Here is a 25597-nt window from a genome sequence, read left to right as displayed (position 1 = left end):
CAAGGAAAAAACACCGTTGTATCCGGATCCTCCGATCCGGGCAATGGTGTTTTTTTTGACGTCATAATCCATGGCTATTGTCGCAGATATCCATTGAAGATAACAGAGCTAGTCGTTATAGTGTTGTAAGTGACGATGAGTGTCATTCTCAATAAAAAACCGGAGGGATTATACATATGTATCCAAGAATGAGGTTTGTGTGGACTTTTAGCCTGCTGATAAGTTTAGTCCTATTACTGGGCGCATGCTCAGACAGCTCCAATCAAGGCAGCAATAATACTGGGGCAGGGTCTACGAGTCAATCTCAAGCCAACCATAATGAGTCCGTAAACAACAACTCCGCAGTGGAGCTGGCAGCACCGGTCACCATCCAGCATCTGAAGGGTGAAATGACGCTTAAGAACGTACCGGAGAAAATTGTCGTGTTGGACGTCCAGTACGCGGATCAAATGCTGGCGCTGGACATTCAGCCGGCGGGCAGCGTAATAGCTGAAACCGACAACGGACTTCCTCCATATCTGGGCGATAAGATGGGTAATATCCCGTTACTCGGAACGTATGTGGAACCGAATCTGGAAGGAATCATTGCAATAGAACCGGATCTCATCATCGCAACGGAATTCCATGATGAGATCTACGAGGATTTACTAAAAATCGCACCGACGATTGTACTAGAGCGCAATGAGGATTGGCAGACAGTACTGCTCAAGTTTGGGCAAATCTTGAATAAGCCACAAGAGGCGCAAGAGCTGGTTGATGGTTACAAACAAAAAATAAGCGAACTAAAAACGGCATTGACAGACAAAATGAAGGGCCAAACGGTTGGCTTGATCCGGCCCAGAGATGGAATGATTCGTCTCCAAACGTCATCGCATCGAACTTCACAAATTCTGTACGACGATCTAGGCCTGACTCCACCCAAATTGGCAGTCAACAGTACGGATACAAGTGTGATGATTTCTCTTGAGGTTATGCCAGAGCTGGCTACCGATCATATGTTTCTACTCCAGGATGATACGAATGTGGAGCTAACGACTGAGTTTCAGAACACTTCAATCTGGAAAAACCTGGACGCGGTTAAGTCCAACCAGGTATATGTGGAAAACACGGCGCAGTGGATTGGTTATTATGGACCTATTGCGATCAACTTGATTGTCGATCAGATCGCTGATGCGCTCACTTAAATCCTTTTGAGCGAGAATTTAGGGGGGGTTCTGTATGAACAAGCAGTTACGGCTCGCGCAGGATGAACAGGATTACTTGATCCAGCACTTTGGCTTGTGTGAATATGGTGCAACCCATCCTGTTCATTCGGTAAAAGCTGTGGACTTGCTCGACATGGAGATGTGCTCCGATTATTTGGACAGGCTGACAGTACTTCTACAGTCCCCATCGAGGATGACCACAGCCTCGCAGTTTTTTAAAAGGTACGCCTTCTTAACTACTGTTCCGCTGCTGTATGCCATGACCGTGTACGACAAGGGACTAGATTTATCACTAGAAAATTGCTTTATTGAATCATCACAAGGTGAATCCTGGCTGGAGCATGTCAGTCTAGCCGCTATGGATGCTGCAATCCCAGAAGCTAGTGAACGGGATGCTTGGCGCAATACGGTCATTTCAGCTCTTTTTGCCGGAAATTTAGGGAAATTAATAGCGGTCATGTCTAGAGTGGCCAACGTGCCAAAACCAATATTATGGGAGAATGTTGCGGTTCGTGTGTTCTCACTATACGAGAAACGAATCGGGGAAACGGGTGAACAGCAAGAGAAGTCACGAGCACAAGCAGACTTTCAATATCTGATTCATCAGGCTCCTGGTGCTTTATTCGGGGAACAACAAAATCCGCTAAGCCGCTTTTATGGCAAATCGACATGCTCAATTGATTCTAATACAGCTATGCGGGTTCGCAAAACCTGCTGCTTCTACTATGAGGTCTCCAGCGCTCAAGAATACTGCTCTAACTGCCCGAAGCTGAGGAGCTAAGGGATACAAGTACGGTGCGTTCAATGACACATAAGCCTATTAGCGCTTACCAGCTTCCGGGGCGGCGCGTCACAACTCTAATTCTAAACTAATACGGCTACAGGCTTTTATTGTTAGTGGGCTTCGGGTATAATGACGTGAGATTGTTACTTCGGAAAATGGGGTGTCTTAACGCATGGCTTTGAAAGCTGGAATTGTTGGATTGCCGAACGTCGGCAAGTCCACTTTATTTAATGCAATTACGCAGGCGGGTGCAGAATCCGCTAACTATCCTTTCTGTACGATTGATCCTAACGTTGGAGTAGTAGAGGTTCCTGATTATCGTCTAGATAAATTGGTGGAGCTCGTTGTTCCCAAAAGCATCGTGCCTACTGCCTTCGAATTTGTCGACATCGCTGGTCTTGTAGCTGGCGCGAGCAAAGGGGAAGGGCTTGGCAACAAGTTCCTCGCTCATATCCGCGAGGTAGATGCGATCGTTCACGTTGTTCGCTGCTTCGTTGACGAGAACATTACGCATGTCAACGGCAAGATCGACCCGCTGGGCGATATTCAGACGATCAATCTGGAGCTTGTTCTAGCTGACATCGACTCTGTCGACAAGAAGATCGAACGCTCCCGCAAGAACCTGAAGGGCGGCGACAAAAAGGTTGCTCAAGAGGTTGAGGTGCTGGAGCGCGTGAAAGAAGCTCTCTATAACGATATGCCAGCGCGCAGTATCGAGCTGAGCGATGACGAGAAGCTGCTCATTCGTGATCTTCACCTGCTCACGATGAAGCCTGTGCTGTATGCAGCTAACGTGAGTGAAGCAGAAGTGGCTGACGCTGACAACAATCCTTATGTTCAGATCGTTCGTGATTTCGCTAAAGCTGAGAATGCAGAAGTGGTGCCAATCAGCGCTAGAGTGGAAGAGGAGATCGCTGAGCTTGAGGGTGAAGACAAAGCGATGTTCCTGGAGGAGCTGGGGCTTGATGAGTCTGGTCTTAATCGTCTGATTAGAGCGGCGTACAAGCTTCTAGGTCTGTACACATACTTCACAGCAGGCGTACAAGAGGTTCGTGCTTGGACGATCCGTCAAGGCATGAAAGCTCCGCAAGCGGCAGGCGTTATTCATACAGACTTCGAGCGCGGCTTCATCCGTGCAGAGGTTGTATCCTATGATGATCTCGTTGCAGCTGGTTCGATGAACGCAGCCAAGGAGAAGGGTCAGCTTCGCCTTGAGGGCAAAGAGTATTTGGTCAAAGACGGAGACATTATGCATTTCCGTTTCAACGTATAGTCTATAAGGCAAGATGACAAAAGAAGACCTTACGGGGTCTTCTTTTTCTCGAAGTCCAAGGCTGTGGATGGCTCTGAGCGGTTACTTTCACACAAGATTCACGTCTGTATAGCTCTTTCGAGTCATGCCTCTCGCCAGACGGGAGCTGTATACTTGAGAGTGAGTGAACAGAAAATGAGCCGCTTAGCGTTATATACACAATAGAATGGGAGAGACGACCTTATGAGGTCGTTTTTTCCTATATTACGGTGAGACGGGCTGTCTGAAAGGAAGCGATACAAGGCATGAAGGTGGATGCAATTCAGGGAACACACAGAGGCAATCGATATAATCGATTCCAACGAAGCCATACAGTCAGCTGTCTAAGGCTTCTTGTTATAGGGATGATGATGGTCTGGATGATGGGGGCTGCGATATCAACGGTATCCGCGCATGCCTCGCTTGAGCAGCGGGTGCCGGAGGCGAATGCAAGGCTGGAGCAGGCTCCGCCATTCGTCACGCTCACCTTCAATGAACCGATTGATCCAGGAGTAGGCTCATTAGAGGTGCTGGATTCCAAGTCTCGCAAGGTGACGAGTACAGAGCCGGAGCTCAGCGGGAATGGAACGGAGCTTAAGCTGCCGCTTCCGGCACTTGAGGATGGTGTCTACACGGTCTCTTATCGAATTGTGTCTGAGGATGGTCATCCGGTTAGCGGTTCTTATGTGTTCGTGATTGGCAGCCCGCCAGAGTGGAAGGACGGCTCGACCTTCGAAGGGTTATCGGAGACCAGCGGATCGAACAGTGGTAGCGGTCAGGCAAGCAGCTGGCTGATGCATGTGGTAAGGGTGTTGTACTACAGCTCGCTCCTGCTTGCGGCAGGAGTCATGACGTGGTCTGCGTTATTCCATCGGTCAGAGGAGTCTGTTCGCAAGGTATTCAGTCGTCTGACCATCATTTCGATGCGTGCGCTGTTGTTGTCTGTCCTGGTTCTCGTGTTCCTGCAAGCGAGAGAAATTATGGCGGGGCAGCCGCTGGGCAAGTGGGGGACTTTGTTCACCGGTACTTCAATTGGCAGAGCTTGGCTTGAGCTGATCGTGCTTGCTCTGGCCGGGTTCGTTTTACCGAAGCTCGGCAAATATGTTCAGCTTCTATGGGTTGTCCTTATCGTTGCGGTTGAGAGCTTGATCGGGCATCCGGCAGCCAATGATCCGAAGCTGCTGACGATTGCCTTCGACTTCGTTCATCTGCTCGCCGCGGCTGTATGGGCAGGCGGGCTCGTCATCCTTCTTGTATTGTGGTTCACGGACCGGAAGGAAGCGGGCAGGTTCGGGGCGAGCTTCTCCCAAGGGGCGCTGATCTCGCTGATAGCATTGGTCATCAGTGGAGTCGTTATGACGCTCCTCTTCCTGCCCAAGCTCTCTTACTTATGGCTAACGACATGGGGTGGCTTGCTTGTTGTCAAAACCGTGCTTGTCGTCGTTGTGCTTGTGACGGGAATGCTGCTGCGCAGGAGGATGCGGACTAATGGCATGCCGGATGGCAAGCTGCTTCAGGCAGATGCGATCTTCATGGTCAGCATAGTTATTATGGCGGCTATATTCACCTATATTAGTCCGCTTCCTGATAATGAACCGTACAACTATCATCAGATGGGTGAGGATCTGCATCTGACACTTGACGTGTCACCGAATGTGCCGGGCAGCGACAATACGTTCAATCTCCAGATATGGCTGCCGGAGCAGCTTGGGGAAGCCAAATCCGTGGTGCTCAGGCTGCGTTCTGAGGAGCGCAAGGATGTTCCGATTGATGTGCCTCTCGAGATCATTGATGATACGTCGTATAATTCGTTCCCAGGGTTCATTAGAACCACCTATCAAGCAAAGGGGCCGTTCCTGCCTTATGCCGGCAAGTGGACGGCGGAGATTCGTGTGATGGACCAAGAGGATAACGAGGTCGTCAGGGAGACATCCTTCAACAATTATTAAGCGAGAACATAAGGGCATTGCCTGACTGATCAGGCGATGCCCTTTAATGTGTGTACATGCGATTCTCAACTGCCACAAAATATTCATGGTTTCATAGCTCTATCGAGTCATGTCATAGCTCATGTGAGTGCGTATACTTGGAAACGAGTCAACAGATGGACGTCTATTCGATCATAAGAAGGGGATGTAGAGGAATGAAAGCTTTGCAAAAATGGATGGTTACTGCTTCAGTATGCCTTAGCTTATTCTTGTTCGCGGGCCTTGCCAGCGCGCATGTTACGGTTCAGCCGAAGGAGGCGCCGGCTAACTCTTACCAGGTGTTCACCGTTCGGGTACCTAGCGAATCTAAAGGGGTTAATACGGTCAAAGTCGAGGTCAAGGTGGCTGAAGGTGCCGCTGTAACTCGGGTAGAACCGAAGCAGGGCTGGACGTATGAGCTGGAGAAGGATGCGAACGATGCGATCGTTGGTATTACTTGGACGACTGAAGGCGCTGGTCTAAGCGAAACGGAATTCACGGAATTCCGCATGAGCGGCAAAGTCAATGAGGATGCACAGGAGCTCGTGTGGAAAGCGTACCAGAGCTACAGTGACAACAGCGTCGTGGAGTGGGTAGGCGCTGATGGTTCAGATAAGCCAGCTTCGGTGACGACGGTGACTGCAGCGGTAGCTAGCAGCGATGGTCACGGAGCAGCGACTGCTGTAGAAGCAGAAGAGACGGATACGTCAGAATCTAATCTGCCGCTCATTCTATCTATTATCGCTGTAGTGCTTGGCGCAGCGGCGCTTGGAACAGCGCTCGCTAAACGTAAGAAATAAGAGGGGTAGCCTGCGGACCGGACTTTGGTTCGCGGGTTTTTTTTATAGCGTATATTAGGCAATTGGAAGGGCTCATGCTCATAGGATATGCATAAGACCACCTAGGTGATTGGATGCAAAGGTTGTATGAGAAAGTATGTTTGCGGTTTAGGCAAATACACCAGTCGAAAGAATGCAAGTGTTATGTTATAATGGAGGGTATCAAAGAGGAATAACAGAGGTGACTAATTGTGTTGGACCGTTTACAAGCGCTAGCCGACCGTTATGAGAAGTTAAGTGAACTGTTGTGCGATCCGGATGTAGCAAGTGATCCGAAGCGTCTACGGGAATACTCCAAGGAACAGTCGGATTTACAAGAGGCTTATGAAGCCTATTCGGAATATAAGCAAGTATCAGAGCAATTAGCTGACGCTAAGGTCATGCAGGGCGAGAAGCTGGATGATGAAATGCGTGAAATGGTGAAGATGGAGATTGATGAGCTGTCTTCACGCAAGGAAGAGCTGGATGAGAAGATTCATATTCTGCTTCTGCCGAAGGACCCGAATGACGACAAGAACGTTATCGTGGAAATCCGCGGCGCAGCAGGCGGCGACGAAGCGGCTTTGTTCGCTTACGAGCTGTATCGGATGTATACGAAGTTCGCAGATACACAAGGCTGGCGTGTAGAGCTGATGGATTTCAATGAGAATGATCTCGGCGGCTTCAAAGAGGTTATCTTCATGATTAACGGCAAAGGTGCTTACAGCAAGCTGAAGTTCGAGAGCGGCGCGCACCGGGTACAGCGTATTCCGGTAACGGAATCAGGCGGCCGTATTCATACGTCAACTTCGACGGTTTCGGTTATGCCGGAGGTTGAAGAGGTAGACGTTGAGATTTTTGACAAGGATATTCGTATCGATACGTTCTGCTCCAGCGGAGCGGGCGGTCAGTCGGTTAATACGACGAAATCCGCTGTCCGCGTATTGCATGTGCCGACAGGCATTATGGCGACTTGTCAGGACGGCAAATCGCAGAATGAGAACAAAGCGAAGGCTTTGCAAGTATTGCGTGCCCGTATTGCTGATATCCGTCGTCAAGAGGAAGAAGCGAAGTACGCAGGCGAGCGTAAGAGCAAGGTTGGTACTGGCGACCGCAGTGAGCGTATCCGTACGTACAACTTCCCGCAGAGCCGCGTAACTGATCACCGTATCGGCTTGACGCTGCATAAGCTGGATTCCGTTATGAACGGTGATATTACAGAAATTATCTCGTCACTGACGATTGCTGAGCAAGCAGATTTGATGGAGAGAGAGCTGAACTAACTTTACACTCTGGTTGGAGTGAAAGGGCGTTGGCTTAATGATAAATAGAAAGCTTAACTAACGTTTCGCTTCGGTTGGAGCGAGAGAGTGTTGGCTTGATTAGTAAATAGAGCTGAACTAACGTTACACTCCAGTTGGAGTGAAAGGAAGGACGTTGGCTAGATGAGCGAATATAGAGAGGAACGGCTGTTCATTCTGCCGTTCACCATTAGGGAAGCCTGCATGCAGGCTTCCTCCTTTTTTGCAGAGCAGGGAGTAGAGGAGTCACGCTCGAATGCGGAGCTGCTGCTCATGCATGTACTGGAGATTGAGCGCATGGCTCTGCTGCGCGATTGGAATGAGCCGTTCCCAGCTGGACTTGTGGACAGGTGGGAGGAGGTTGTTCGCCGCAAAGCGGCGGGCGAGCCGGTACAATACATTATCGGCGAGCAGTGGTTCTACGGGCGGCCGTTCTTCGTGACGCCGGCCGTGCTTATTCCACGGCCCGAGACGGAGCTGCTCGTCGAGGCCGTGCTGGAGGCCGCCGATAGTCTGTGGCCGCCTGTGGGTGAGGTGCCGACGGTCGTTGACGTCGGCACTGGCAGCGGCGCCATCGCCGTGACGCTTGCTGTGCAGCGTCCGGGCTGGCGCGTGTGCGCGTCCGACTTGTCGGAGGACGCGCTGGCTGTCGCCCGCACGAATGCGGGCCGCCATGAGGCGGCGGGCCGCATGGCGTTCGTGCAGGGCGACCTGCTGGCGCCGTTCGCGAAGCGCGGCGCCGAGGCACTTGACGCGGCGGAAGCTGTGCGCGTCGACGTGCTTGTGTCGAATCCGCCGTATATTCCGGCGGATGAGCTTGCGGGCTTGCAGCGCGAAGTGCGCGACTATGAGCCGCGCCTCGCGCTGGATGGCGGTGCGGACGGGCTGGACCCGTACCGCAGAATGATCCTGCAGCTGCCGGATCTGCTGCAGATCCCGCGCATTGTCGCCTTCGAGCTCGGCATGGGCCAAGCTCAGGACGTTGCTGCGCTGCTGCGTGAATTCGGCGCTTGGGATGAAGTGCGCATCATTACGGATTATGCTGGCATTGAGCGTCACGTTATGGCGATCAAACACTAGTAAAATATGAATCTACTATTGTTGGATATTTAACTAGGGTACGAGGTTTATAGAACGGGAATAGCGGACATACTTACGGATAGATACGTTCCGGAACGCAAGCTGAAGCACCGACGGGTGCACGAGAGGAGCTTGTGTGTATGTCCCGCCATTATTCCCGTTTTTCTTTTCGTCCATCGTATGGGTTCATGTTGTTTGCCTTTCTTATCTTGATTATGAGCTGGGAGCTTCAGCATAACGATGCAGCTGTAGCCAGTGGACAAATTCCACAGGAGTCCATAAGACTCCGTATATTAGCCAATTCGGATGCTCCTGCCGATCAGGCAGTTAAACGTGTCGTTCGAGACGCAGTAGTAGAAGCAATGAACGGCTGGGTAACAGGGCCGCAGACGATTGATGAAGCACGGATTACGCTGCAAGCGCATATGGGAGAAGTGGAGCAGATTGTAGGCGAGGTTTTGAGTGCCCGCGGGTTCGATTACTCGTATAACGCTCAGCTTGACCAAGTTCCATTCCCTACGAAAATATATGGCAGTGAAGTATATCCAGCTGGAGATTATGAAGCGCTGTTGATTACATTAGGTGAAGGCAAAGGTCAGAACTGGTGGTGCGTGCTGTTCCCGCCATTATGCTTCATTGATGCGGCAACAGGAGAAGCATCTGCTGCAGAAGCTGCTGCTCCGGTTGATGCGAAAGCCGCGCCTGCTGATCAAAAGGATATGGAAGAGAGTTCAGTGAAAGTGTCCAAGTCTGAGAAAGCATCTGTAGAGCATGCATCTGATTCTGCTAATGAAGGCGAAGCTCCAGAAGCGAAGTTTTTCATTTGGGAAATGCTCCAAAACCTTTTTGGCTGGCTCAAGAACCTTTTTTCCTAGCATGAGCAGAGCACTCGCCCGTACGTATTAAACGTATTGGGCTTTTTTATTGAGGTCTACCGAGCAAAGACTAGCTAGTATCAGTCGAACTAAGGCCGTTATTGAGCTTGTTGGAGCTGGATAAGCCGCTTATGGAGCATCTAAGGTCGTTTTTGAGCTTACTGGGGCGATATCAAGCAAAGACTAGCTAGTATCAGTCGAACTAAGGCCGTTATTGGGCTTATTGGAGCTGGATAAGCGGCTTATGGAGCATCTAAGGTCGTTTTTGAGCTTACTGGGGCGATATCAAGCAAAGACTAGCTAGTATCAGTCGAACTAAGGCCGTTATTGAGCTTATTGGAGCTGGATAAGCGGCTTATGGAGCATCTAAGATCGTTTTTGAACTTATTGGGGTGTTACCGAGCAAAGACTAGCTAGTATAGTCGAACTAAGGCCATTATTGGGCTTATTGGAGCTGGATAAGCCGCTTAAGGAGCATCTAAGGTCGTTTTTGAACTTACTGGGGCGTTACCGAGCAAGGACTAGCTAGTATCAGTCGAACTAAGGCGGCTATTGAGCTTGCTGCGGCTGATTCGAGCATGCCGCACACTCTCCGCAAGAACAACGGCCTATGGTATAATGGGGGCAGTCAGAGAACATACAATAGCAGGGATTGAAGGATAGAGATGATAACAACGAAGGTGTGGCGAATTGACGCTGAGGATAAGGATGAACAGACCTCTGAGCAGCTGACTGAGGCTGCAGAGCTGCTTCGGGCAGGTGAACTGGTTGCTTTTCCGACAGAGACGGTGTACGGCTTGGGTGCGGATGCGAGGAATACACAGGCTGTGGAGCAGATTTTTGCGGCAAAAGGCAGACCCTCCGATAATCCTCTCATTGTGCATATATCAGAGGAGAAGCAGCTTGAGGAGCTCGTTCTGCCATATCCGGAACTAGCCAGTCAGTTGATGGAACGGCTGTGGCCAGGCCCGCTTACTATTGTGCTGCCGGTTCGCCAAGGGGCAGTGTCGCCACTCGTAACAGCTGGACTCAGTACGGTAGGTGTCCGTATGCCGGACCATTCGATAGCACTAGCTCTAATCAGTCAGTCGGGCTGTCCAGTTGCAGCACCCAGTGCCAATCGGTCAGGGCGACCAAGTCCAACATTAGCAGAGCATGTTATTGAGGATCTAGAAGGAAGGATTAGCGGCATAGTCGATGGAGGACCTACAGGAGTGGGGCTGGAATCAACCGTAATTGAGCTAACGAATTCCCAGACCATACGAATACTTCGTCCCGGCGGAGTAACACGGGAGCAGCTCGAGCAAGCGGCTCCAAATGCTGCAATCGATGCTCCTTCCGAAGCTGCGGCAGAGCAGCTGGAAGCACCTCGTTCACCAGGCATGAAATATACGCATTACGCTCCGCGCGGCATGATGCAGATTGTTCAAGGCCAAGAAGAGAAGGTATCTGCTTACATTGAGGCGAAGGTTATGGAGGAGAGTCAGAAGGGTCGTAAGACTGGTGTTCTCGCATTCGAAGAGCGTATATCTCGCTATCATGCTGATCTAGTTCTAAGCTATGGGAGCGAGCTACAGCTTGAGCAAGCAGCGAAGCTGCTGTATGCAGCTTTACGTAAGTTCGATTCAGAAGGTGTTGAGCTAATCTGGGCAGAGGGCTGCTCAGAGGAAGGCATCGGTGCCGCGTTAATGAATCGATTATCGAAGGCGGCAGGCAATCGAATCGTTCGTATCTAATTAGTTAAACAAGCTGTATTCTGTTTCTCCGCTTGTCCGCATAAGTTGATTAAGAATGCATGTGGACATGGGGGCGATATACGGTGATGGAAGCTACAGTGCATACCGGACAGTTTGTAACGTTATTCATTTTGGCGATTGCGCTCGGAATGGATGCTTTTTCGCTTGGTATCGGTATTGGGCTAAAAGGAATACGTCTGCGGGATATTGTGAAGCTGAGCAGTATTATTGCGCTTTTTCATATAGTCATGCCCCTTGCTGGAATGTTCACTGGTCAATTCGTGAGCGGATTGCTCGGTGATGTGGCGACAATAGTTGCTGGCTTATTATTAGTGCTTCTCGGCGGGCATATGATCTATAGCTCTCTGCGCGGAGAAGCTGTGCAATCCTTTAATTATCGAAGTACATGGGGTACCCTTCTGTTCGCGTTAAGTGTGAGTATTGACTCCTTCTCCGTTGGCATTACGCTTGGCATGTTCGCCGCAGATCTGTTACTGACAATTCTCTTGTTCGGATTAGCTGGTGGGGTTATGTCCATTCTAGGCTTGATGCTTGGCCGTAGGGTAAGTCGTAATCTCGGCGAATACGGTGAGGCAATTGGCGGAGCGGTCTTACTTGTTTTCGGGATATTGTTTATTATATAGGAAACACTGGTATGCTTAATTACAATAATCAAGAGAGGGGCCTGCGACTTCATGCGTATTTTGTTCGTTTGTACCGGCAATACATGCCGTTCACCAATGGCCGAGGCGCTGCTCAGGAAGCTGGCGAGACAGCGTGGTATAGCTGTCGAAGTCCGGTCTGCTGGTGTATCAACAGTAGATGGCCTAGCGATCTCGTCGAATGCTGCTGAAACGCTGCGTGCTCGTGATATAGAACACAACAGCTCATCGCGTGCGATTAGCAGTGAATTTATAGGTTGGGCGGATTTAATTCTAACAATGACATCTGGACATAAAAGAGGTCTTCTGCAGTGGTTCCCTGAGGTGGTGGATAAAACCTACACGTTAAAGGAGTTCGCTAATCAAGATACCTCTGTTCTAGCTGATATTCAAGAGCTCGAGAGGCTGTATACCGAGATGCATATGAAGCAAGCGCTGGGTCAGCAGCTTTCTGCGGCAGAACGGTCGCAGCTGCTGGAATTGGAACGGCGTATCCCTAGCTTTGATATTGGTGATCCGTTCGGTGGTACGCTTGAGATGTATCGGCTGTGTGCAGATGAGATTGAGGATGGAATAAACCGTTTGTTGGATAAGCTGGAGCAGTGATAAAATTCCGCTAGTTGGAAGACATAATAGGATTGATTTCCGATTAGGTATCGGCTATGATAAAGGAACAAAGACGGTTTCCGATGTGACTGGCGACGGAAGTGGGTAACCACGGTGGAGCATCGGAACATACGGCCGGTCGCCTGGGCAAAGAGCAGCATGCTGAAGAGCATGTCATGCTCTTTTTTTCGTCTTTTTCGACGGAATTAGGTATAATAAGACCGTATGATTCGACACAGCTAAGCTTGTGAAGTCGAATCGAGGGTGCTTAGCCTAAGCAGCTGCTACCTGAGTGAATTTTGCAATGCAAAAGCATAAGCCTACGCTAGTACAGCTTGGCTGGCTTTCGCAAAAACCTAAGCACAAGCTTACGAAGTTTGCTTCGCAAAAACCCAAGTCAAAGCTTACGAAGTTTGCTTCGCAAAAACCTAAGCATATGCTTACGAAGTTTGCTTCGCAAAAACCTAAGCATATGCTTACGAAGTTTGCTTCGCAAAAACCTAAGTCAAAGCTTACGAAGTTGGTTTTTGCTTCGCAAAAACCTTTAGGAGGGTCAACGTTGAAAATTGCAATTGGTGCTGATCATGGTGGTTACCGACTGAAAGACGAAATCGTCCCGTTTATTTTATCACTAGGCCATGAAATCGAGGACTTGGGCTGTGATTGCACAGTGTCCGTGGATTATCCCGATTATGCCTTGCCTGTGGCCGACAGAGTAGCAAGCGGTCAATCAGATCGCGGTATTCTGATTTGCGGTACTGGCATCGGAATGTCGATTGCTGCGAATAAGATTCCTGGCATAAGATGCGCGCTCGTACATGACTTGTTCTCTGCCAAAGCTACAAGAGAGCACAATGATTCCAACGTACTCGCGATGGGTGAACGCGTTATTGGTCCAGGCGTTGCTCAAGAAATTATTCGGGTATGGCTGGAGACGCCATTCACTCAAGGAGAGCGTCACGTAGCGCGGGTTAATAAAGTGAAACAAATTGAGGAGCAGTATGCCGTACACCCTTAAGCAACTGGATAAAGGAGATCGGTCAGCATGAGTACAATCGATAGCAATCCGCACATTGCAAGGGACGTGGAACAGATTGTTCGCGAATTGGCAGCAGCCGGAGGGCTGTCTTCAGGGCAGCTGCTCGTTATCGGAACAAGCACGAGTGAAGTGCTGGGACACCGAATTGGAACATCCGGAACGGTAGAAGCAGCAGCTCAAATATTCGCAGGTGTTGAAGCGGTTCGCCGCGAGATCGGTTTTCATCCCGTATACCAGTGCTGTGAGCATTTGAACCGGGCTCTGGTTGTTGAACAGGCTGTAGCAGACAAGCTCGGGCTTGAGCAGGTGGCTGCTGTACCAGTGCCGAAGGCGGGCGGCTCTATGGCCGCTTATGCTTATCGTCATTTGAACAATGCCTGTCTCGTTGAGACGATATCGGCTCATGCGGGCATCGACATCGGTGATACGTTCATTGGCATGCATCTTCGCCGGGTGGCTGTTCCTGTAAGACCATCGATTCGCAGCATTGGGGCAGCCCATGTGACGATGGCAGTAACAAGGCCGAAGCTGATTGGCGGAGTACGTGCTGTATATGAGCTTGAGGGAGCAGCGGCTCCGAGCCTTGCAGAGAACTCGGGGACATGCGATTAGCAAGTGCTTGATTTGGTTATACATTCCTATACTTATACGAATTCGAGGAGGCAATTCATTATGGAAAATCTACGTAAGCAAGATCCTGAAGTACTAAAGGCTATGGGCCTTGAACTGCAGCGCCAACGCGATAACATCGAGTTGATCGCTTCTGAGAATATTGTCAGCGAAGCGGTTCTTGAAGCTATGGGTTCCGTATTGACGAACAAGTATGCAGAGGGCTACCCAGGCAAGCGCTTCTACGGCGGCTGCGAGCATGTTGACATCGTAGAAGATATCGCACGGGGCCGTGCCAAAGAAATTTTCGGAGCGGAGCACGCGAACGTTCAGCCTCACTCCGGTGCTCAAGCGAACATGGCTGTTTACTTGGCAGTTCTGAAGCCTGGTGACACTGTACTCGGCATGAACCTGGCGCATGGTGGTCACTTGACGCACGGCAGCCCAGTTAACGCTTCCGGCTTGCTCTATAATTTCGTAGCTTATGGTGTTAACGAAGACACTTTCACTATTGATTATGAAGAAGTTCGCAAAGCGGCATTCAAGCACCGTCCTCGTCTTATCGTAGCTGGAGCAAGTGCTTACCCGCGTACAATCGATTTCGAGAAATTGGGCAAAATCGCTGAAGATGTAGGCGCATTGTTCATGGTTGATATGGCTCATATCGCTGGACTTGTTGCTGCTGGTCTTCACCCGAACCCAGTGCCTCATGCACACTTTGTTACAACGACAACACACAAAACGCTTCGCGGTCCTCGCGGTGGTATGATTCTATGCCGTCAGCCTTGGGCAGCAGCTATTGATAAAGCCGTATTCCCAGGCTCCCAAGGCGGTCCACTCATGCATATCATCGCTGCCAAAGCGGTTGCATTCGGTGAAGTTCTACAGCCGTCTTGGAAAGAATATGCACAACAAGTTATCAACAATGCCAAAGTATTGGCGGACACCTTGATTGCAGAAGGCATTAATATCGTCTCTGGCGGTACAGACAATCACTTGATGCTTGTTGATACTCGCAGCCTGAACATCACAGGTAAAGAAGCAGAGCATGTGCTTGACGAAGTGGGTATTACGGCGAACAAGAATGCCATTCCATTCGATCCAACAAGTCCATTCGTAACAAGCGGTATTCGTTTGGGAACTCCTGCTGCAACTTCCCGCGGCATGGACGAGAATGCGATGAGAATTATTGGTGAAGTGATCGCACTCACGCTCAAAAATCCGAAGGATGAGGCTATTCTGGCGGAAGCTCGCGGCAGAGTTCGTGACCTTACGGCACAATATCCACTGTACCCAAGCACAACTTATTAATTTGTTCACAATTCATTCAAAAAGATCTATGCGGTGCCTAGGCGCCGCATAGATCTTTTTTTGTTGCCTGCCAGCCGCATAATAAGATGGAGTTCATACCATAATATCTCTAATGAAAAGGGGAAGATTAGCTGTTTGTGAACATTTTCTTACAGTGAATGAACAAAAATACATCAGATATATGAGGTATATATAATATTTTGGAAATTGAACAATAGCAGGTATATCTGTCAACTAATACGAAGATTCCGCGTTGATTAGAGTGGTATGTGGTTAATAATACGATTTTTCTGTAAAAAAATTGAAAATTCGAACTATAGTATATTTTTTATAATTAAAACTATAAAAGGTAAAAAATTACTGTAATTGCTTCGAAGCGTTAATGTAATGAATTATTAGTATGTATAAACGCTGTACAGCATTAAAGCAACAAATTAATTAATTGTAATAACGCGGTAATGTGCTAAAGAATACACTAAAATAGTATCTATAAACATAAATTTACAGCTTACATATTGTTGATAAATAATTAACATTTATGTATAGTGAAAATTATTAGTAAACTTCAAGCTCAATGTTTGAATGGGATGAATATTTAAACTTTTGCTCAATGGGGTGCGTACATTTGTGTCGTTACATAGATACGAAAGTGGGTCTTTTAGGCGAGTGAAGGAGAAGGATCTGTCCGCATTGAACAGAGTGAAGAAAACAAATGGGAGGATTACAATGAGAACAAGAAAGTCTGCTCTATCCTTTATTTCAGCACTACTCATTCTTGCAATTGTAGCGGTTGGTTGTACGCCTAAAGAAGAAACAAGCAACAACGGCGCTGCAAATGGCGAGGGATCAACTGGTGCGAAAGTATTCCGAATGAACCTTCATTCAGAGCCTTCGACACTTGACCCAGCACTAATGGAAGATAACGTATCCGGCACAATTGCTACTGGTATTTATGAAGGCCTAACTCGTAAAGACGAGAGCGGCGAAAGCGTTCCTGCTACTGCAGAAAAATGGGAAGTATCCGAAGACGGACTTACTTACACTTTCACAATCCGTAAGGATGCGAAGTGGAGCAATGGTGATCCGGTTACGGCTAATGACTTTGAATACTCTTGGAAACGTACGCTTGACCCTGCTACAGGATCGACGTATGCCTACCAATTCTACTACATCGCTGGCGCACAAGATTATAACGAAGGTAAAGCTGCTAATGCAGACGGCGTAGGCGTCAAAGCACTTGATGCTCAAACGCTTGAAGTTAAACTAGCTGCTCCAACTCCTTACTTCTTGGGTCTGACTTCTTTCTATGTCTATCTTCCAACGCATCAATCCGCTAAGGAGAACGCTGCTTGGGCAGCAGATGCTGAGACAATCATCGGTAACGGTCCTTTTAAAATGGGTGAGTGGAAACATAACATCTCCATCAAATTGGTGCCTAACGAAAACTACTATGACAAAGATCAAGTGAAATTCGCAGGCGTTGACTTCTCTATGATCGCTGAATCTGCAACAGAGCTAGCGAACTATGAGACAGACATGCTGGACTACACAGGTAAGCCAACTGGTGAGATTCCAGCTGAGCAAATTCCTACTCTTAAAGAAACAAAAGGTGATGAGTTCGTTACTAAAGGTATCGCAAGCTCATACTACTACCAATTCAATACAGAAGAAGCTCCATTCAACAACGTGAAAGTTCGTAAAGCACTTGCGATGGCAATCGATCGTCAATCGATCGTTGAGGATGTAACGATGGCTGGCGAAGTTCCTTCCTTCGGCTTCGTACCACCAGGAATCATTGGCTTGAAAGAAGACTACCGTACAGAAGTGAAAGATGATTTCTTCACTGAAGATGTTGAAGAAGCTAAGAAATTGCTAGCTGAAGGTCTGTCTGAGCTCAAGCTTGACAAGTTCCCTGATGTAACTGTTGTGTTCAATACAAGCGATGGCCACAAGAAAATTGCTGAAGCAATCGTTGAAATGTGGCGTCAAAACCTCGGTATTACAGTAGGTATCGAGAACCAAGAGTTTGCTGTATTGCTCAAAAACCGTACAGCGATGAACTACCAAATCTCCCGCGCAGGCTGGGGAGCTGACTACAACGATCCAATGACTTACTTGGATATGTTCGTAACTGGCGGAAGCCAGAACAACACTGGCTTTGCTTCACCAGAATATGATGCACTGATCAAAAAAGCATACGCGAGCGGTGATCAAGCTGAGCGTATTGCGGCTATGACAGAAGCAGAGCAAATTCTGATGGATTACATGCCAATCATGCCGATCTACTATTACAGCAACGTTTATATGCTGAAACCAGGATTCAAGAACGTATTCTTGGACTATAAAGGCGACATTGACTATACAAGAGGTTATTACGAAGCGGAATAGTCGTCCTTCCAGCAATTAAAGCTAGGGATGGGATATATGCGGATTGCCCGCATATATCCCTTTCTTATTGACTAATTTAAGCCCTTAGCTGATACATTTCTTCTTGTTTATATTCTGTAAGGAGGTGTCCATTCCGTTGGTAAAATATGTATCAAAGAAGTTTCTGTCCATGATCGCTTCGTTGTTTGTTCTGGCGTCGGCAACATTCTTCCTTATGAAAATCATTCCAGGCGATCCTTTTATCAGAGAGAAGGCTATCCCTGAGAAGATCAGAGAGAATCTGATGGCCATGTACGGCCTTGACCAGCCGGTGTGGAAGCAGTATCTCATGTATCTGAACAACTTGCTTCATGGAGATCTCGGGATGTCAATGAAGCAGCAGTATATGTCGGTTTCTCGTATTATCAAAGAAAGCTTTATTTATTCTGCACAAATCGGCCTGTTCGCTGTCATCGTTTCGTTAGCGGCTGGTCTAATTCTAGGTATTATTGCTGCACTCAATCACCGCAAGTGGCTGGACAGCGCGACAATCGTTATAGCCGTTCTAGGAGTATCTATACCTAACTTTCTTGCAGCTTCTATCTTGCAATATGTATTGGGAAGCAAATTACGCTGGCTCAATGTATCAGGTCTGAATGAACCGACCGATTTCATCATGCCGGTGCTTGCTCTATCCTTCCTTCCGGCAGCCTTTATCGCTCGTTTGACCCGTTCAACGATGCTGGAGGTCTTGTCTGCGGATTATATTAAGACTGCGCGTTCCAAGGGACTCAGCGGCCGTATCATACTGGTAAGACATGCTCTACGTAATGCTATATTGCCGGTTGTCACTTATATCGGCCCAATGACAGCAAATATTATTACCGGATCCGTCGTAGTTGAGCAGATCTTCGGTATTGGCGGAATAGGGAAATATTTTGTTCAAAGTATTACTAACCGTGACTATACGCTCATAATGGGGCTTACTTTATTCTATGGCATTATTCTAATGGTTGCGCGGTTCCTGACTGACATTGCTTACGGCTTAGTCGATCCGCGTATTAAGCTGTCCAGAGGAGGAGGAAAATAATGAAGGACTCCTTCACACCAGATCAATTCGCCAAGCTTAGCAAGGACGAGAAAGTCACAGAAGTAGTCGTGCGCGAGAGTATATCGGCATGGAAAGATGCTTGGCTTCGTCTCAGGTCGAACAAAGTAGCCATGTTCAGCTTGGTTGTTCTGGTCTTGGTAACTCTTATGTCGATCTTTGGTCCTATTATCTCCGAGCAGGACTTCCAGACCAATCATCTGAAGGAGAAAAACCTTGATCCGAACTCTACTTACTGGTTCGGTACAGATGATCTTGGCCGCGACTTATTCACACGGACTTGGATGGGTGCTGGAATTTCCCTTCAAGTGGGTATCTATGCGGCGCTAGCCGACTTGGTACTTGGCGTTATTATTGGCGGGATTATGGGTTATTTCGGCGGACGCGTGGATGAGATTCTGAACCGCTTCTGTGAAATTATATACTCTATTCCAAGCATGCTTATCATTATATTGTTGATTGTCATTCTAGAGCCGAGCATGTTCACCATTGTATTGGCTCTCAGTATAACCGGCTGGGTAAGTATGGCCTGGATCGTGCGCGGACAGATTATGCAGCTCAAAAATCAGGAATATGTCTTAGCTGCTCAAGCACTAGGCGCCAGCACACCGCGTATTTTGTTCCGTCACCTTATTCCTAATGCGATGGGACCTATTATCGTGACGCTGACACTTACAGTGCCGAGCGCTATTTTCTCAGAAGCCTTCCTAAGCTTCTTGGGTCTTGGCGTTCAGTCGCCAGCAGCTTCCTTGGGAACGATGATTAACGATGCTCTCAAAGCATGGAATCTGTATCCTTGGAGAATGATTTTCCCAGCGGCAGTAATCAGTATTACGATGCTGTGCTTTAATATTTTTGGCGATGGTCTGAGAGATGCGCTTGATCCGAAGATGAAGAAGTAGGAGGTGGATAATGATGGAGAAGTTACTTGAAGTAAAAGATCTTCGTGTTAATTTCAAAGTTCGCGGTGGTGTCGTCAAGGCGGTTCGCGGCGTCAATTTTCACGTCAATAAAGGAGAGGCAGTAGCCATTGTTGGGGAATCGGGCTGCGGCAAGAGCGTAACTGCACAATCGCTCATGCGTTTGATTCCATCGCCTCCCGCGGAGACCACTGGATCAATTATGTTCAAGGATAGAGAAATACTAGGGCTGACCAATGGTCAGATGGAAGATATACGCGGCAAAGAGATGGGCATGATCTTCCAAGATCCAATGACCTCACTCAATCCGACCTTGACGGTTGGACGCCAAATTACAGAGGGTCTGGTCAAGCACCAAGGGGTTAGTGGAGCCAAAGCGCGTGAGCGGGCCATTGAAATGCTCAATCTCGTTGGTATCCCGAATGCTTCCTCACGTGTGGATCAATATCCGCATCAGTTCTCCGGCGGTATGCGTCAACGGGCGATGATTGCGATTGCTCTGGCGTGTAACCCATCGCTGCTGATTGCGGATGAGCCGACAACGGCACTCGACGTAACGATCCAAGCACAAATTATGCGCGTAATGAAGGATCTGCAGGTTAAGCTTGGCACTTCTATTATTCTTATTACTCATGACCTTGGTGTTGTAGCGGATATGTGTGATCGAGTCATCGTTATGTATGCCGGTAAAGTAGTGGAAACAGGCACGAAGTGGGAGATATTCAAAAATCCGAAGCATCCTTATACGAAAGGGCTGCTGCGCTCGCTGCCTCGCCTGGACCAGAGGAAGGATGAGCCGCTCGTTCCGATCTACGGTATGCCGCCAGATCTGATCAAGCCTCCTGCAGGCTGCAGCTTCTGTGCTCGTTGTGATTATGCGATGAAGGTATGCGTGGACAACGACCCTGAATTACTGGCTGTAGACGGCAATGAATCGCATGCTTCCGCTTGCTGGCTTGCACATCCTTATGCTAACGCTAACAAGGAGGTGTCGGTATGAGTGCGCCATTCATAGAAATTAATCAATTGCGCAAGTTTTTCAATCTCGGCGGTGGAGACACGCTCCGCGCCGTTAATGATATAACCTTCTCTATTCAAAAAGGGGAAACCGTTGGTGTGGTTGGAGAATCCGGCTGCGGCAAATCAACGGCTGGACGCACGATCATGCGCCTCTATGAGCCTACTGGCGGTGGCGTTACATTCGACGGGCAAGACATCTACAAGATGAAAGGCGCGAAGCTAAAGGCTCTGCGTCGTGATATGCAGATGATCTTCCAGGACCCGTATGCTTCCTTGAACCCGCGGATGACCGTTATGGACATCATCGGCGAAGCGCTGGATATTCATAATCTCGTGAGCAGCAGGAAAGAGCGGAAGCTGAGAGTTGAGCATCTGCTCGATATCGTTGGCCTTAACCCCGATCATGCAACGCGTTACCCGCATGAGTTCTCTGGTGGTCAGCGTCAACGTATCGGTATTGCTCGCGCACTCGCAGTAGACCCGAAATTTATTATTGCGGATGAGCCAATCTCAGCGCTTGATGTGTCTATTCAGGCGCAAGTGGTCAATCTCTTGCAGGATTTGCAGCGTAAAATGGGTCTGACTTACTTGTTCATTGCCCATGACCTGTCTATGGTTAAGCATATCAGTGACCGGGTTGCCGTTATGTATTTGGGTAAAATCGTTGAGCTCGCAGAGAGCAGTGAGCTGTATGCAAGCCCAGCGCATCCATACACGCGTGCTCTACTGTCGGCGATTCCGATCCCTGATCCAGAGGTGGAGGAGAACCGTGAGCGCATCGTGCTGACGGGAGATCTTCCTAGTCCAATCAATCCGCCAAGCGGATGCCAGTTCCATACGCGCTGCCCGATGGCAACGCAGCATTGCAAAGAAGTTGAACCTGCGCTTGTGGAAGTAAGGAAAGGACATTACGCTTCCTGCCACTACGCTTCCGTATAAACAATCGATTGAATGCCCTGAGCTTGGCTGCATCAGCCGTGCTTGGGGCTTTTTTGGAAAAAGAAGACTTTTCTTGTCACAATGATTATCGTATGAAATCACAGGATGCAACGACCTGTTTACAATGATATAATAAACGGGATTGTGCCCAAGTAGAACATATCCACACAGGAGGAATTACGCTCCATGAGCAAATTGGTAATATGCGACCATCCGTTAATTCAGCACAAGCTGACTTTTATTCGGAACAAAGAAACGAATACAAAGGATTTTCGGGAATTGGTTGATGAAGTTGCAACGTTAATGGCTTACGAAATTACAAGAGACATCCCGCTCGACACGATAACGGTGAATACACCGGTAGCAGAGACAGAAGCGAAGGTCATCTCAGGCCGCATGCTTGGGCTAGTGCCTATTCTACGTGCTGGTCTTGGTATGGTGGAAGGGATATTGAAGCTGATTCCAGCCGCTAAGGTTGGTCATATTGGCTTGTTCCGCGATCACGAAACGCTTCAGCCGACAGAATATTACATTAATCTTCCAACCGATGCGCCAGACCGCTTGCTGATCGTCATTGATCCTATGCTAGCGACAGGCGGATCGGTTATTGCTGCGATCAATGCCCTTAAGAAGCGTAACTGTGATCAAATCAAGCTGATGTGCCTCATTGCTGCACCAGAGGGTCTGAAGGCTGTGCAGGAGGCTCATCCGGACGTCGATATTTATCTTGCTGCACTGGACGAGCGTCTGAACGAGAAGGGTTATATCATTCCGGGTCTTGGAGATGCCGGGGATCGCATGTTTGGCACAAATTAGCGCTGAATTGGCGCGAGTTAATATTAGGAGTGAATGGTTTTGTCTAAACTGAAGGTAATGACGATTTTCGGTACACGTCCGGAAGCGGTTAAGATGGCACCCCTCGTGCTTGAGCTTAACAAGCATTCGGATCAGATCGAATCAATTGTTTGTGTAACGGCGCAGCATCGGCATATGCTCGATCAAGTTTTGGAGTTTTTTGAAATTCAGCCGCACTATGACTTGAATGTGATGAAGGATCGTCAGACGCTGACAGAGACGACTGTCCGGGTTCTGGAGGGTCTTGATCCGGTGCTTGCCGAAGCGAAGCCGGATATCGTGCTCGTACATGGCGACACGCAGACGACATTCCTTGCAAGCTATGCTGCTTTTCTGAAGCAGATTCAGGTTGGTCATGTCGAGGCAGGTCTTCGTACATGGAACAAGCTGTCACCTTACCCAGAGGAAATGAACCGCCAGCTTGCTGGCGTTCTGTCCGATGTGCATTTTGCCCCGACGGAATGGTCAGCAGGCAATCTGCGTAAGGAGAACAAGAACGATTCGACGATCTATGTAACAGGCAACACAGCAACAGATGTGTTCCAGTATACGGTTGATCCTTCTTTCTCTCACCCTGTCATTGAATGGGCGAAGGGCAAACGGATGATCCTGATGACAGCACATCGCCGCGAATCGCTTGGCGAGCCGCATCGCAACATTTTCCGTGCTGTGAAACGGATCGCTGACGAGCATGAGGATGTAGCTATCGTCTATGCTGTTCACCCGAATCCTGCGGTTAAAGAGCCTGCAATGGAGATTCTCGGTGATCATCCGCGTATTCAATTGATAGATCCGCTGGATGTATTCGAATTCCATAACTTCTACCCGCATGCGTATATGATTCTGACGGATTCTGGCGGTTTGCAGGAGGAAGCGCCATCCTATGGTGTTCCTACACTGGTTCTGCGGGATACGACAGAGCGTCCTGAGGGGATAGAAGCCGGAACGCTTGAGCTTGTAGGGACGGATGAGGAGCTGGTCTACAGTCGTGCACGTGCGCTTCTGAACGACGGTGCCCTCTATGAGCGGATGAGCCAAGCAGCCAATCCATATGGCGACGGACAAGCATCTGTTCGTATCGTTCAGGCCATTTTACATCATTTTGGAAAAATTTCAGAGCGTCCTGAATCGTTCACACAACGTTCATAGTTTTGTGTTAGAGGTACTCTTATAGGCGCAATGTACAGCATACAGTGGTACTGTACGGTTTTGAGAATGGTAAATGCTTGTTGTATCAAGGCTTTTGGGCATTTCGTTACTAAAAGTTTGAAGTTATATCAATTGACAAACCTTGCGCCGCTTCGATAAAATAAATGAGGATTGACAGGGGTATGAAACCATGAATAAAAAGAACAGAAGAGACAATCCGCTTCTCGCCGCCGCTCTGGTCGGTGCACTCGGACTTCAGGTCGCTGTATGTATCTTTTTAGGCTATTGGATTGGTTCATCTGCGGGCGCTCGCTTCGGCGACGAGAATGGATGGACAGTCGGTGGCATACTGGTCGGTCTGGCTGTCGGTCTACTCTCAGCCATTCTGCTTGTTAAGAAGGTTATGGAGGAAGCCGATGGATAAAATAATGAAGACGGCAATACTTGCAATGGGCTACATGATCCTTGCTTGTCTCATTCTGTGGGTGGCTCTTCCCAACTGGCAAACGGTAACGCTGGGCTTACTCGTGGGCTTGGCCGCAAGTTCTATGAATGCGTTTTTTTTGAAGCGCAGAGTGGACATAATAGGTCAAATTGCTCTCGGGGAAACGTCTAAGAAACGCCGTGGTCTGGGGTTTGGCAATCGCGTAGCGATGGTTCTGCTGGTAGCGATGCTGGCTTACCGCTATCCAGAAACGCTGAATATGCCTGCTGCATTATTGGGGAGCATGGTCATGCCGTTTGTGATTCTAATTGTGGCAATTATTCACAATGCCAAAGAAAATGAATAGCGGAAAGGGGTGAAAAAGTTATATGCATTTGTTTCCCATAGTGGAGTGGAATGGGCTCAGCTTTGATCTCGCTGCGATTATTACGATTGTTGTTTCCGTTATTATTACTTTCGTAGTCGCTCGATTGGCTGTTCGCAATTTGTCGGTCGAGAACCCGACTAAGATGCAGAATTTTATGGAATGGGCTGTAGAGTTCATGCATAATACGATTGCAAGCTCAATGCCTATCCACAGAGTTAGACCTTTCTTGGTACTAGGAATGACACTCATCATGTTCATTTTTATCTCTAACCTTTTGGGCTTACCTCTTTTCATCGTAACGGATGTGCACGAGGCCTTTCCTGCTATCGGGATTACACAAGAGTATCTTGATTCTCATGGCGGCGCTGCTCATGTGGCCTGGTGGAAATCGCCAACTGCGGATTTGGCCGTGACAGCTGGACTAGCAGCAGTCGTGTTCGTGCTTATTCATGTCCTTGGAGTTAAGATGAACAACAAGCATTACTGGAAGCATTATCTGCATCCTTACCCAGTATTCTTCCCAATCAATCTCATTGAGACGATTGCTAAGCCGGTAACGCTGGCTCTCCGTCTATTCGCTAATATTTATGCGGGTGAGGTTTTGATTAGTACGATACTAATGCTTCATTGGGCAGGTATACCGTTCATGATTGCATGGCAAGGCTTCAGTATTTTCGTCGGTGCGATTCAAGCATTCTTGTTCACGGTTCTCACCATGGTATATATCTCACAGTCAACCGTGCATGATGAAGAACACTAAATGAAGTAACGCATTATCTCTGAATTTGACGAATAGCTTGATCATTTGTTGATTCGGAGCTGAATTGAGATAGAAGAACAAAAAAAAACAATTAGTTCTGAGGAGGATTTTCAAATGGAAGTATTGGCAGCAGCAATTGCAGTAGGTTTAGGCGCGATCGGCGCAGGTATCGGTAATGGTATGATCGTAAGTAAAACGGTAGAAGGTATTGCTCGTCAACCAGAGCAAAAATCAGCTCTTCAAACTACGATGTTTATTGGTGCTGGTATCGTCGAAGTTGTACCTATCATCGGCGTAGTTATCGGTTTCCTTGCTTTCTTCAGCGCATAATACAACATCTGCAACTGGCGGGGAAGGCCTAGCCCTCTTCGCCTTTGTTTTTG

25 protein-coding genes and 1 riboswitch are annotated in these 25597 nt (G+C 48.4%); all 25 genes read left to right on the top strand.

The window, feature by feature from the left end; translation table 11 throughout:
• Nucleotides 1-176 precede the first annotated feature (176 nt).
• A complete protein-coding gene (locus AC6ESP_RS13295; protein WP_497097217.1) occupies nt 177-1184 on the top strand; it encodes an ABC transporter substrate-binding protein in 1008 nt (335 codons plus the stop codon).
• 34 nt (nt 1185-1218) lie between these two features.
• Complete coding sequence (locus tag AC6ESP_RS13290; protein ID WP_497097216.1) at nt 1219-1986, top strand: IucA/IucC family C-terminal-domain containing protein; 768 nt, start codon at nt 1219-1221, stop codon at nt 1984-1986.
• A 175-nt stretch (nt 1987-2161) separates the two neighbouring features.
• Complete coding sequence (gene ychF / locus AC6ESP_RS13285) at nt 2162-3262, top strand: redox-regulated ATPase YchF (protein WP_497097215.1); 1101 nt, start codon at nt 2162-2164, stop codon at nt 3260-3262.
• Between the two features lie 284 nt (nt 3263-3546).
• On the top strand, nt 3547-5229 hold the full coding sequence (locus tag AC6ESP_RS13280) for a copper resistance CopC/CopD family protein (RefSeq protein WP_497097214.1): 1683 nt from the start codon (nt 3547-3549) through the stop codon (nt 5227-5229).
• Between the two features lie 194 nt (nt 5230-5423).
• On the top strand, nt 5424-6047 hold the full coding sequence (locus tag AC6ESP_RS13275) for a YcnI family copper-binding membrane protein (RefSeq protein WP_497097213.1): 624 nt from the start codon (nt 5424-5426) through the stop codon (nt 6045-6047).
• A gap of 230 nt (nt 6048-6277) precedes the next feature.
• Nucleotides 6278-7348 carry a peptide chain release factor 1 gene (gene prfA / locus AC6ESP_RS13270; RefSeq protein ID WP_497097212.1) on the top strand — a complete coding sequence of 357 codons (1071 nt, stop codon included), beginning with the start codon at nt 6278-6280 and terminating at the stop codon, nt 7346-7348.
• Between the two features lie 162 nt (nt 7349-7510).
• A complete protein-coding gene (prmC, locus tag AC6ESP_RS13265) occupies nt 7511-8446 on the top strand; it encodes a peptide chain release factor N(5)-glutamine methyltransferase (protein ID WP_497097211.1) in 936 nt (311 codons plus the stop codon).
• Between the two features lie 140 nt (nt 8447-8586).
• On the top strand, nt 8587-9321 hold the full coding sequence (spoIIR, locus tag AC6ESP_RS13260; protein WP_497097210.1) for a stage II sporulation protein R: 735 nt from the start codon (nt 8587-8589) through the stop codon (nt 9319-9321).
• A 665-nt stretch (nt 9322-9986) separates the two neighbouring features.
• Complete coding sequence (locus AC6ESP_RS13255) at nt 9987-11057, top strand: L-threonylcarbamoyladenylate synthase (protein ID WP_497097209.1); 1071 nt, start codon at nt 9987-9989, stop codon at nt 11055-11057.
• Between the two features lie 83 nt (nt 11058-11140).
• Nucleotides 11141-11701, top strand: a complete 561-nt coding sequence (locus AC6ESP_RS13250) for a manganese efflux pump MntP (RefSeq protein WP_497097208.1) — start codon at nt 11141-11143, stop codon at nt 11699-11701.
• A 51-nt stretch (nt 11702-11752) separates the two neighbouring features.
• Complete coding sequence (locus AC6ESP_RS13245; protein ID WP_497097207.1) at nt 11753-12325, top strand: low molecular weight protein arginine phosphatase; 573 nt, start codon at nt 11753-11755, stop codon at nt 12323-12325.
• Nucleotides 12326-12400: 75 nt separating this feature from the next.
• A riboswitch (ZMP/ZTP riboswitch) is annotated at nt 12401-12481 on the top strand.
• Between the two features lie 403 nt (nt 12482-12884).
• Nucleotides 12885-13343: a ribose 5-phosphate isomerase B gene (gene rpiB / locus AC6ESP_RS13240; RefSeq protein ID WP_497097206.1), complete on the top strand. Its 459-nt coding sequence runs from the start codon at nt 12885-12887 to the stop codon at nt 13341-13343.
• Between the two features lie 27 nt (nt 13344-13370).
• Nucleotides 13371-13976, top strand: coding sequence for a TIGR01440 family protein (locus AC6ESP_RS13235; protein ID WP_497097205.1), 606 nt, complete (start codon nt 13371-13373; stop codon nt 13974-13976).
• Nucleotides 13977-14036: 60 nt separating this feature from the next.
• Nucleotides 14037-15284 carry a serine hydroxymethyltransferase gene (gene glyA / locus AC6ESP_RS13230; protein ID WP_497097204.1) on the top strand — a complete coding sequence of 416 codons (1248 nt, stop codon included), beginning with the start codon at nt 14037-14039 and terminating at the stop codon, nt 15282-15284.
• 726 nt (nt 15285-16010) lie between these two features.
• The gene (locus AC6ESP_RS13225) at nt 16011-17672 is read left to right on the top strand and encodes a peptide ABC transporter substrate-binding protein (protein WP_497097203.1); all 1662 of its coding nucleotides are present in this window, start codon (nt 16011-16013) and stop codon (nt 17670-17672) included.
• A 136-nt stretch (nt 17673-17808) separates the two neighbouring features.
• A complete protein-coding gene (locus AC6ESP_RS13220; protein WP_497097202.1) occupies nt 17809-18741 on the top strand; it encodes an ABC transporter permease in 933 nt (310 codons plus the stop codon).
• Nucleotides 18741-19661 carry an ABC transporter permease gene (locus AC6ESP_RS13215; RefSeq protein WP_497097201.1) on the top strand — a complete coding sequence of 307 codons (921 nt, stop codon included), beginning with the start codon at nt 18741-18743 and terminating at the stop codon, nt 19659-19661. Before AC6ESP_RS13220 ends, AC6ESP_RS13215 begins: the two co-directional genes overlap by 1 nt.
• Before the next feature lie 13 nt (nt 19662-19674).
• Complete coding sequence (locus AC6ESP_RS13210) at nt 19675-20679, top strand: ABC transporter ATP-binding protein (RefSeq protein WP_497097200.1); 1005 nt, start codon at nt 19675-19677, stop codon at nt 20677-20679.
• Complete coding sequence (locus tag AC6ESP_RS13205; protein WP_497097199.1) at nt 20676-21638, top strand: ABC transporter ATP-binding protein; 963 nt, start codon at nt 20676-20678, stop codon at nt 21636-21638. The genes AC6ESP_RS13210 and AC6ESP_RS13205 overlap by 4 nt, the downstream gene beginning before the upstream one ends.
• 186 nt (nt 21639-21824) lie before the next feature.
• Nucleotides 21825-22454, top strand: a complete 630-nt coding sequence (upp, locus tag AC6ESP_RS13200; protein ID WP_497097198.1) for a uracil phosphoribosyltransferase — start codon at nt 21825-21827, stop codon at nt 22452-22454.
• A gap of 39 nt (nt 22455-22493) precedes the next feature.
• Nucleotides 22494-23642, top strand: coding sequence for a non-hydrolyzing UDP-N-acetylglucosamine 2-epimerase (wecB, locus tag AC6ESP_RS13195; protein WP_497097197.1), 1149 nt, complete (start codon nt 22494-22496; stop codon nt 23640-23642).
• A 190-nt stretch (nt 23643-23832) separates the two neighbouring features.
• A complete protein-coding gene (locus tag AC6ESP_RS13190; RefSeq protein WP_497097196.1) occupies nt 23833-24066 on the top strand; it encodes an AtpZ/AtpI family protein in 234 nt (77 codons plus the stop codon).
• Nucleotides 24059-24433: an ATP synthase subunit I gene (locus AC6ESP_RS13185; protein WP_497097195.1), complete on the top strand. Its 375-nt coding sequence runs from the start codon at nt 24059-24061 to the stop codon at nt 24431-24433. The genes AC6ESP_RS13190 and AC6ESP_RS13185 overlap by 8 nt, the downstream gene beginning before the upstream one ends.
• A 22-nt stretch (nt 24434-24455) precedes the next feature.
• A complete protein-coding gene (gene atpB / locus AC6ESP_RS13180) occupies nt 24456-25214 on the top strand; it encodes a F0F1 ATP synthase subunit A (protein WP_497097194.1) in 759 nt (252 codons plus the stop codon).
• A gap of 114 nt (nt 25215-25328) precedes the next feature.
• Nucleotides 25329-25544, top strand: a complete 216-nt coding sequence (gene atpE / locus AC6ESP_RS13175; protein ID WP_497097193.1) for a F0F1 ATP synthase subunit C — start codon at nt 25329-25331, stop codon at nt 25542-25544.
• Nucleotides 25545-25597: the final 53 nt, after the last annotated feature.

This window comes from Paenibacillus xinjiangensis (assembly GCF_059686975.1).
This window is presented reverse-complemented; position numbering and strand designations above follow the sequence as displayed.

Coding starts and splice junctions, on each gene's coding strand:
- glyA (WP_497097204.1), top strand. CDS start 14,037: ATGGAAAATCTACGTAAGCAAGATCCTGAAGTACTAAAGGCTATGGGC.
- AC6ESP_RS13295 (WP_497097217.1), top strand. CDS start 177: ATGTATCCAAGAATGAGGTTTGTGTGGACTTTTAGCCTGCTGATAAGT.
- AC6ESP_RS13275 (WP_497097213.1), top strand. CDS start 5,424: ATGAAAGCTTTGCAAAAATGGATGGTTACTGCTTCAGTATGCCTTAGC.
- atpE (WP_497097193.1), top strand. CDS start 25,329: ATGGAAGTATTGGCAGCAGCAATTGCAGTAGGTTTAGGCGCGATCGGC.
- AC6ESP_RS13185 (WP_497097195.1), top strand. CDS start 24,059: ATGGATAAAATAATGAAGACGGCAATACTTGCAATGGGCTACATGATC.
- AC6ESP_RS13210 (WP_497097200.1), top strand. CDS start 19,675: ATGGAGAAGTTACTTGAAGTAAAAGATCTTCGTGTTAATTTCAAAGTT.
- AC6ESP_RS13290 (WP_497097216.1), top strand. CDS start 1,219: ATGAACAAGCAGTTACGGCTCGCGCAGGATGAACAGGATTACTTGATC.
- AC6ESP_RS13235 (WP_497097205.1), top strand. CDS start 13,371: ATGAGTACAATCGATAGCAATCCGCACATTGCAAGGGACGTGGAACAG.
- prmC (WP_497097211.1), top strand. CDS start 7,511: ATGAGCGAATATAGAGAGGAACGGCTGTTCATTCTGCCGTTCACCATT.
- upp (WP_497097198.1), top strand. CDS start 21,825: ATGAGCAAATTGGTAATATGCGACCATCCGTTAATTCAGCACAAGCTG.
- AC6ESP_RS13215 (WP_497097201.1), top strand. CDS start 18,741: ATGAAGGACTCCTTCACACCAGATCAATTCGCCAAGCTTAGCAAGGAC.
- AC6ESP_RS13255 (WP_497097209.1), top strand. CDS start 9,987: ATGATAACAACGAAGGTGTGGCGAATTGACGCTGAGGATAAGGATGAA.
- atpB (WP_497097194.1), top strand. CDS start 24,456: ATGCATTTGTTTCCCATAGTGGAGTGGAATGGGCTCAGCTTTGATCTC.
- AC6ESP_RS13190 (WP_497097196.1), top strand. CDS start 23,833: ATGAATAAAAAGAACAGAAGAGACAATCCGCTTCTCGCCGCCGCTCTG.
- AC6ESP_RS13205 (WP_497097199.1), top strand. CDS start 20,676: ATGAGTGCGCCATTCATAGAAATTAATCAATTGCGCAAGTTTTTCAAT.
- ychF (WP_497097215.1), top strand. CDS start 2,162: ATGGCTTTGAAAGCTGGAATTGTTGGATTGCCGAACGTCGGCAAGTCC.
- spoIIR (WP_497097210.1), top strand. CDS start 8,587: ATGTCCCGCCATTATTCCCGTTTTTCTTTTCGTCCATCGTATGGGTTC.
- AC6ESP_RS13245 (WP_497097207.1), top strand. CDS start 11,753: ATGCGTATTTTGTTCGTTTGTACCGGCAATACATGCCGTTCACCAATG.
- AC6ESP_RS13225 (WP_497097203.1), top strand. CDS start 16,011: ATGAGAACAAGAAAGTCTGCTCTATCCTTTATTTCAGCACTACTCATT.
- AC6ESP_RS13280 (WP_497097214.1), top strand. CDS start 3,547: ATGAAGGTGGATGCAATTCAGGGAACACACAGAGGCAATCGATATAAT.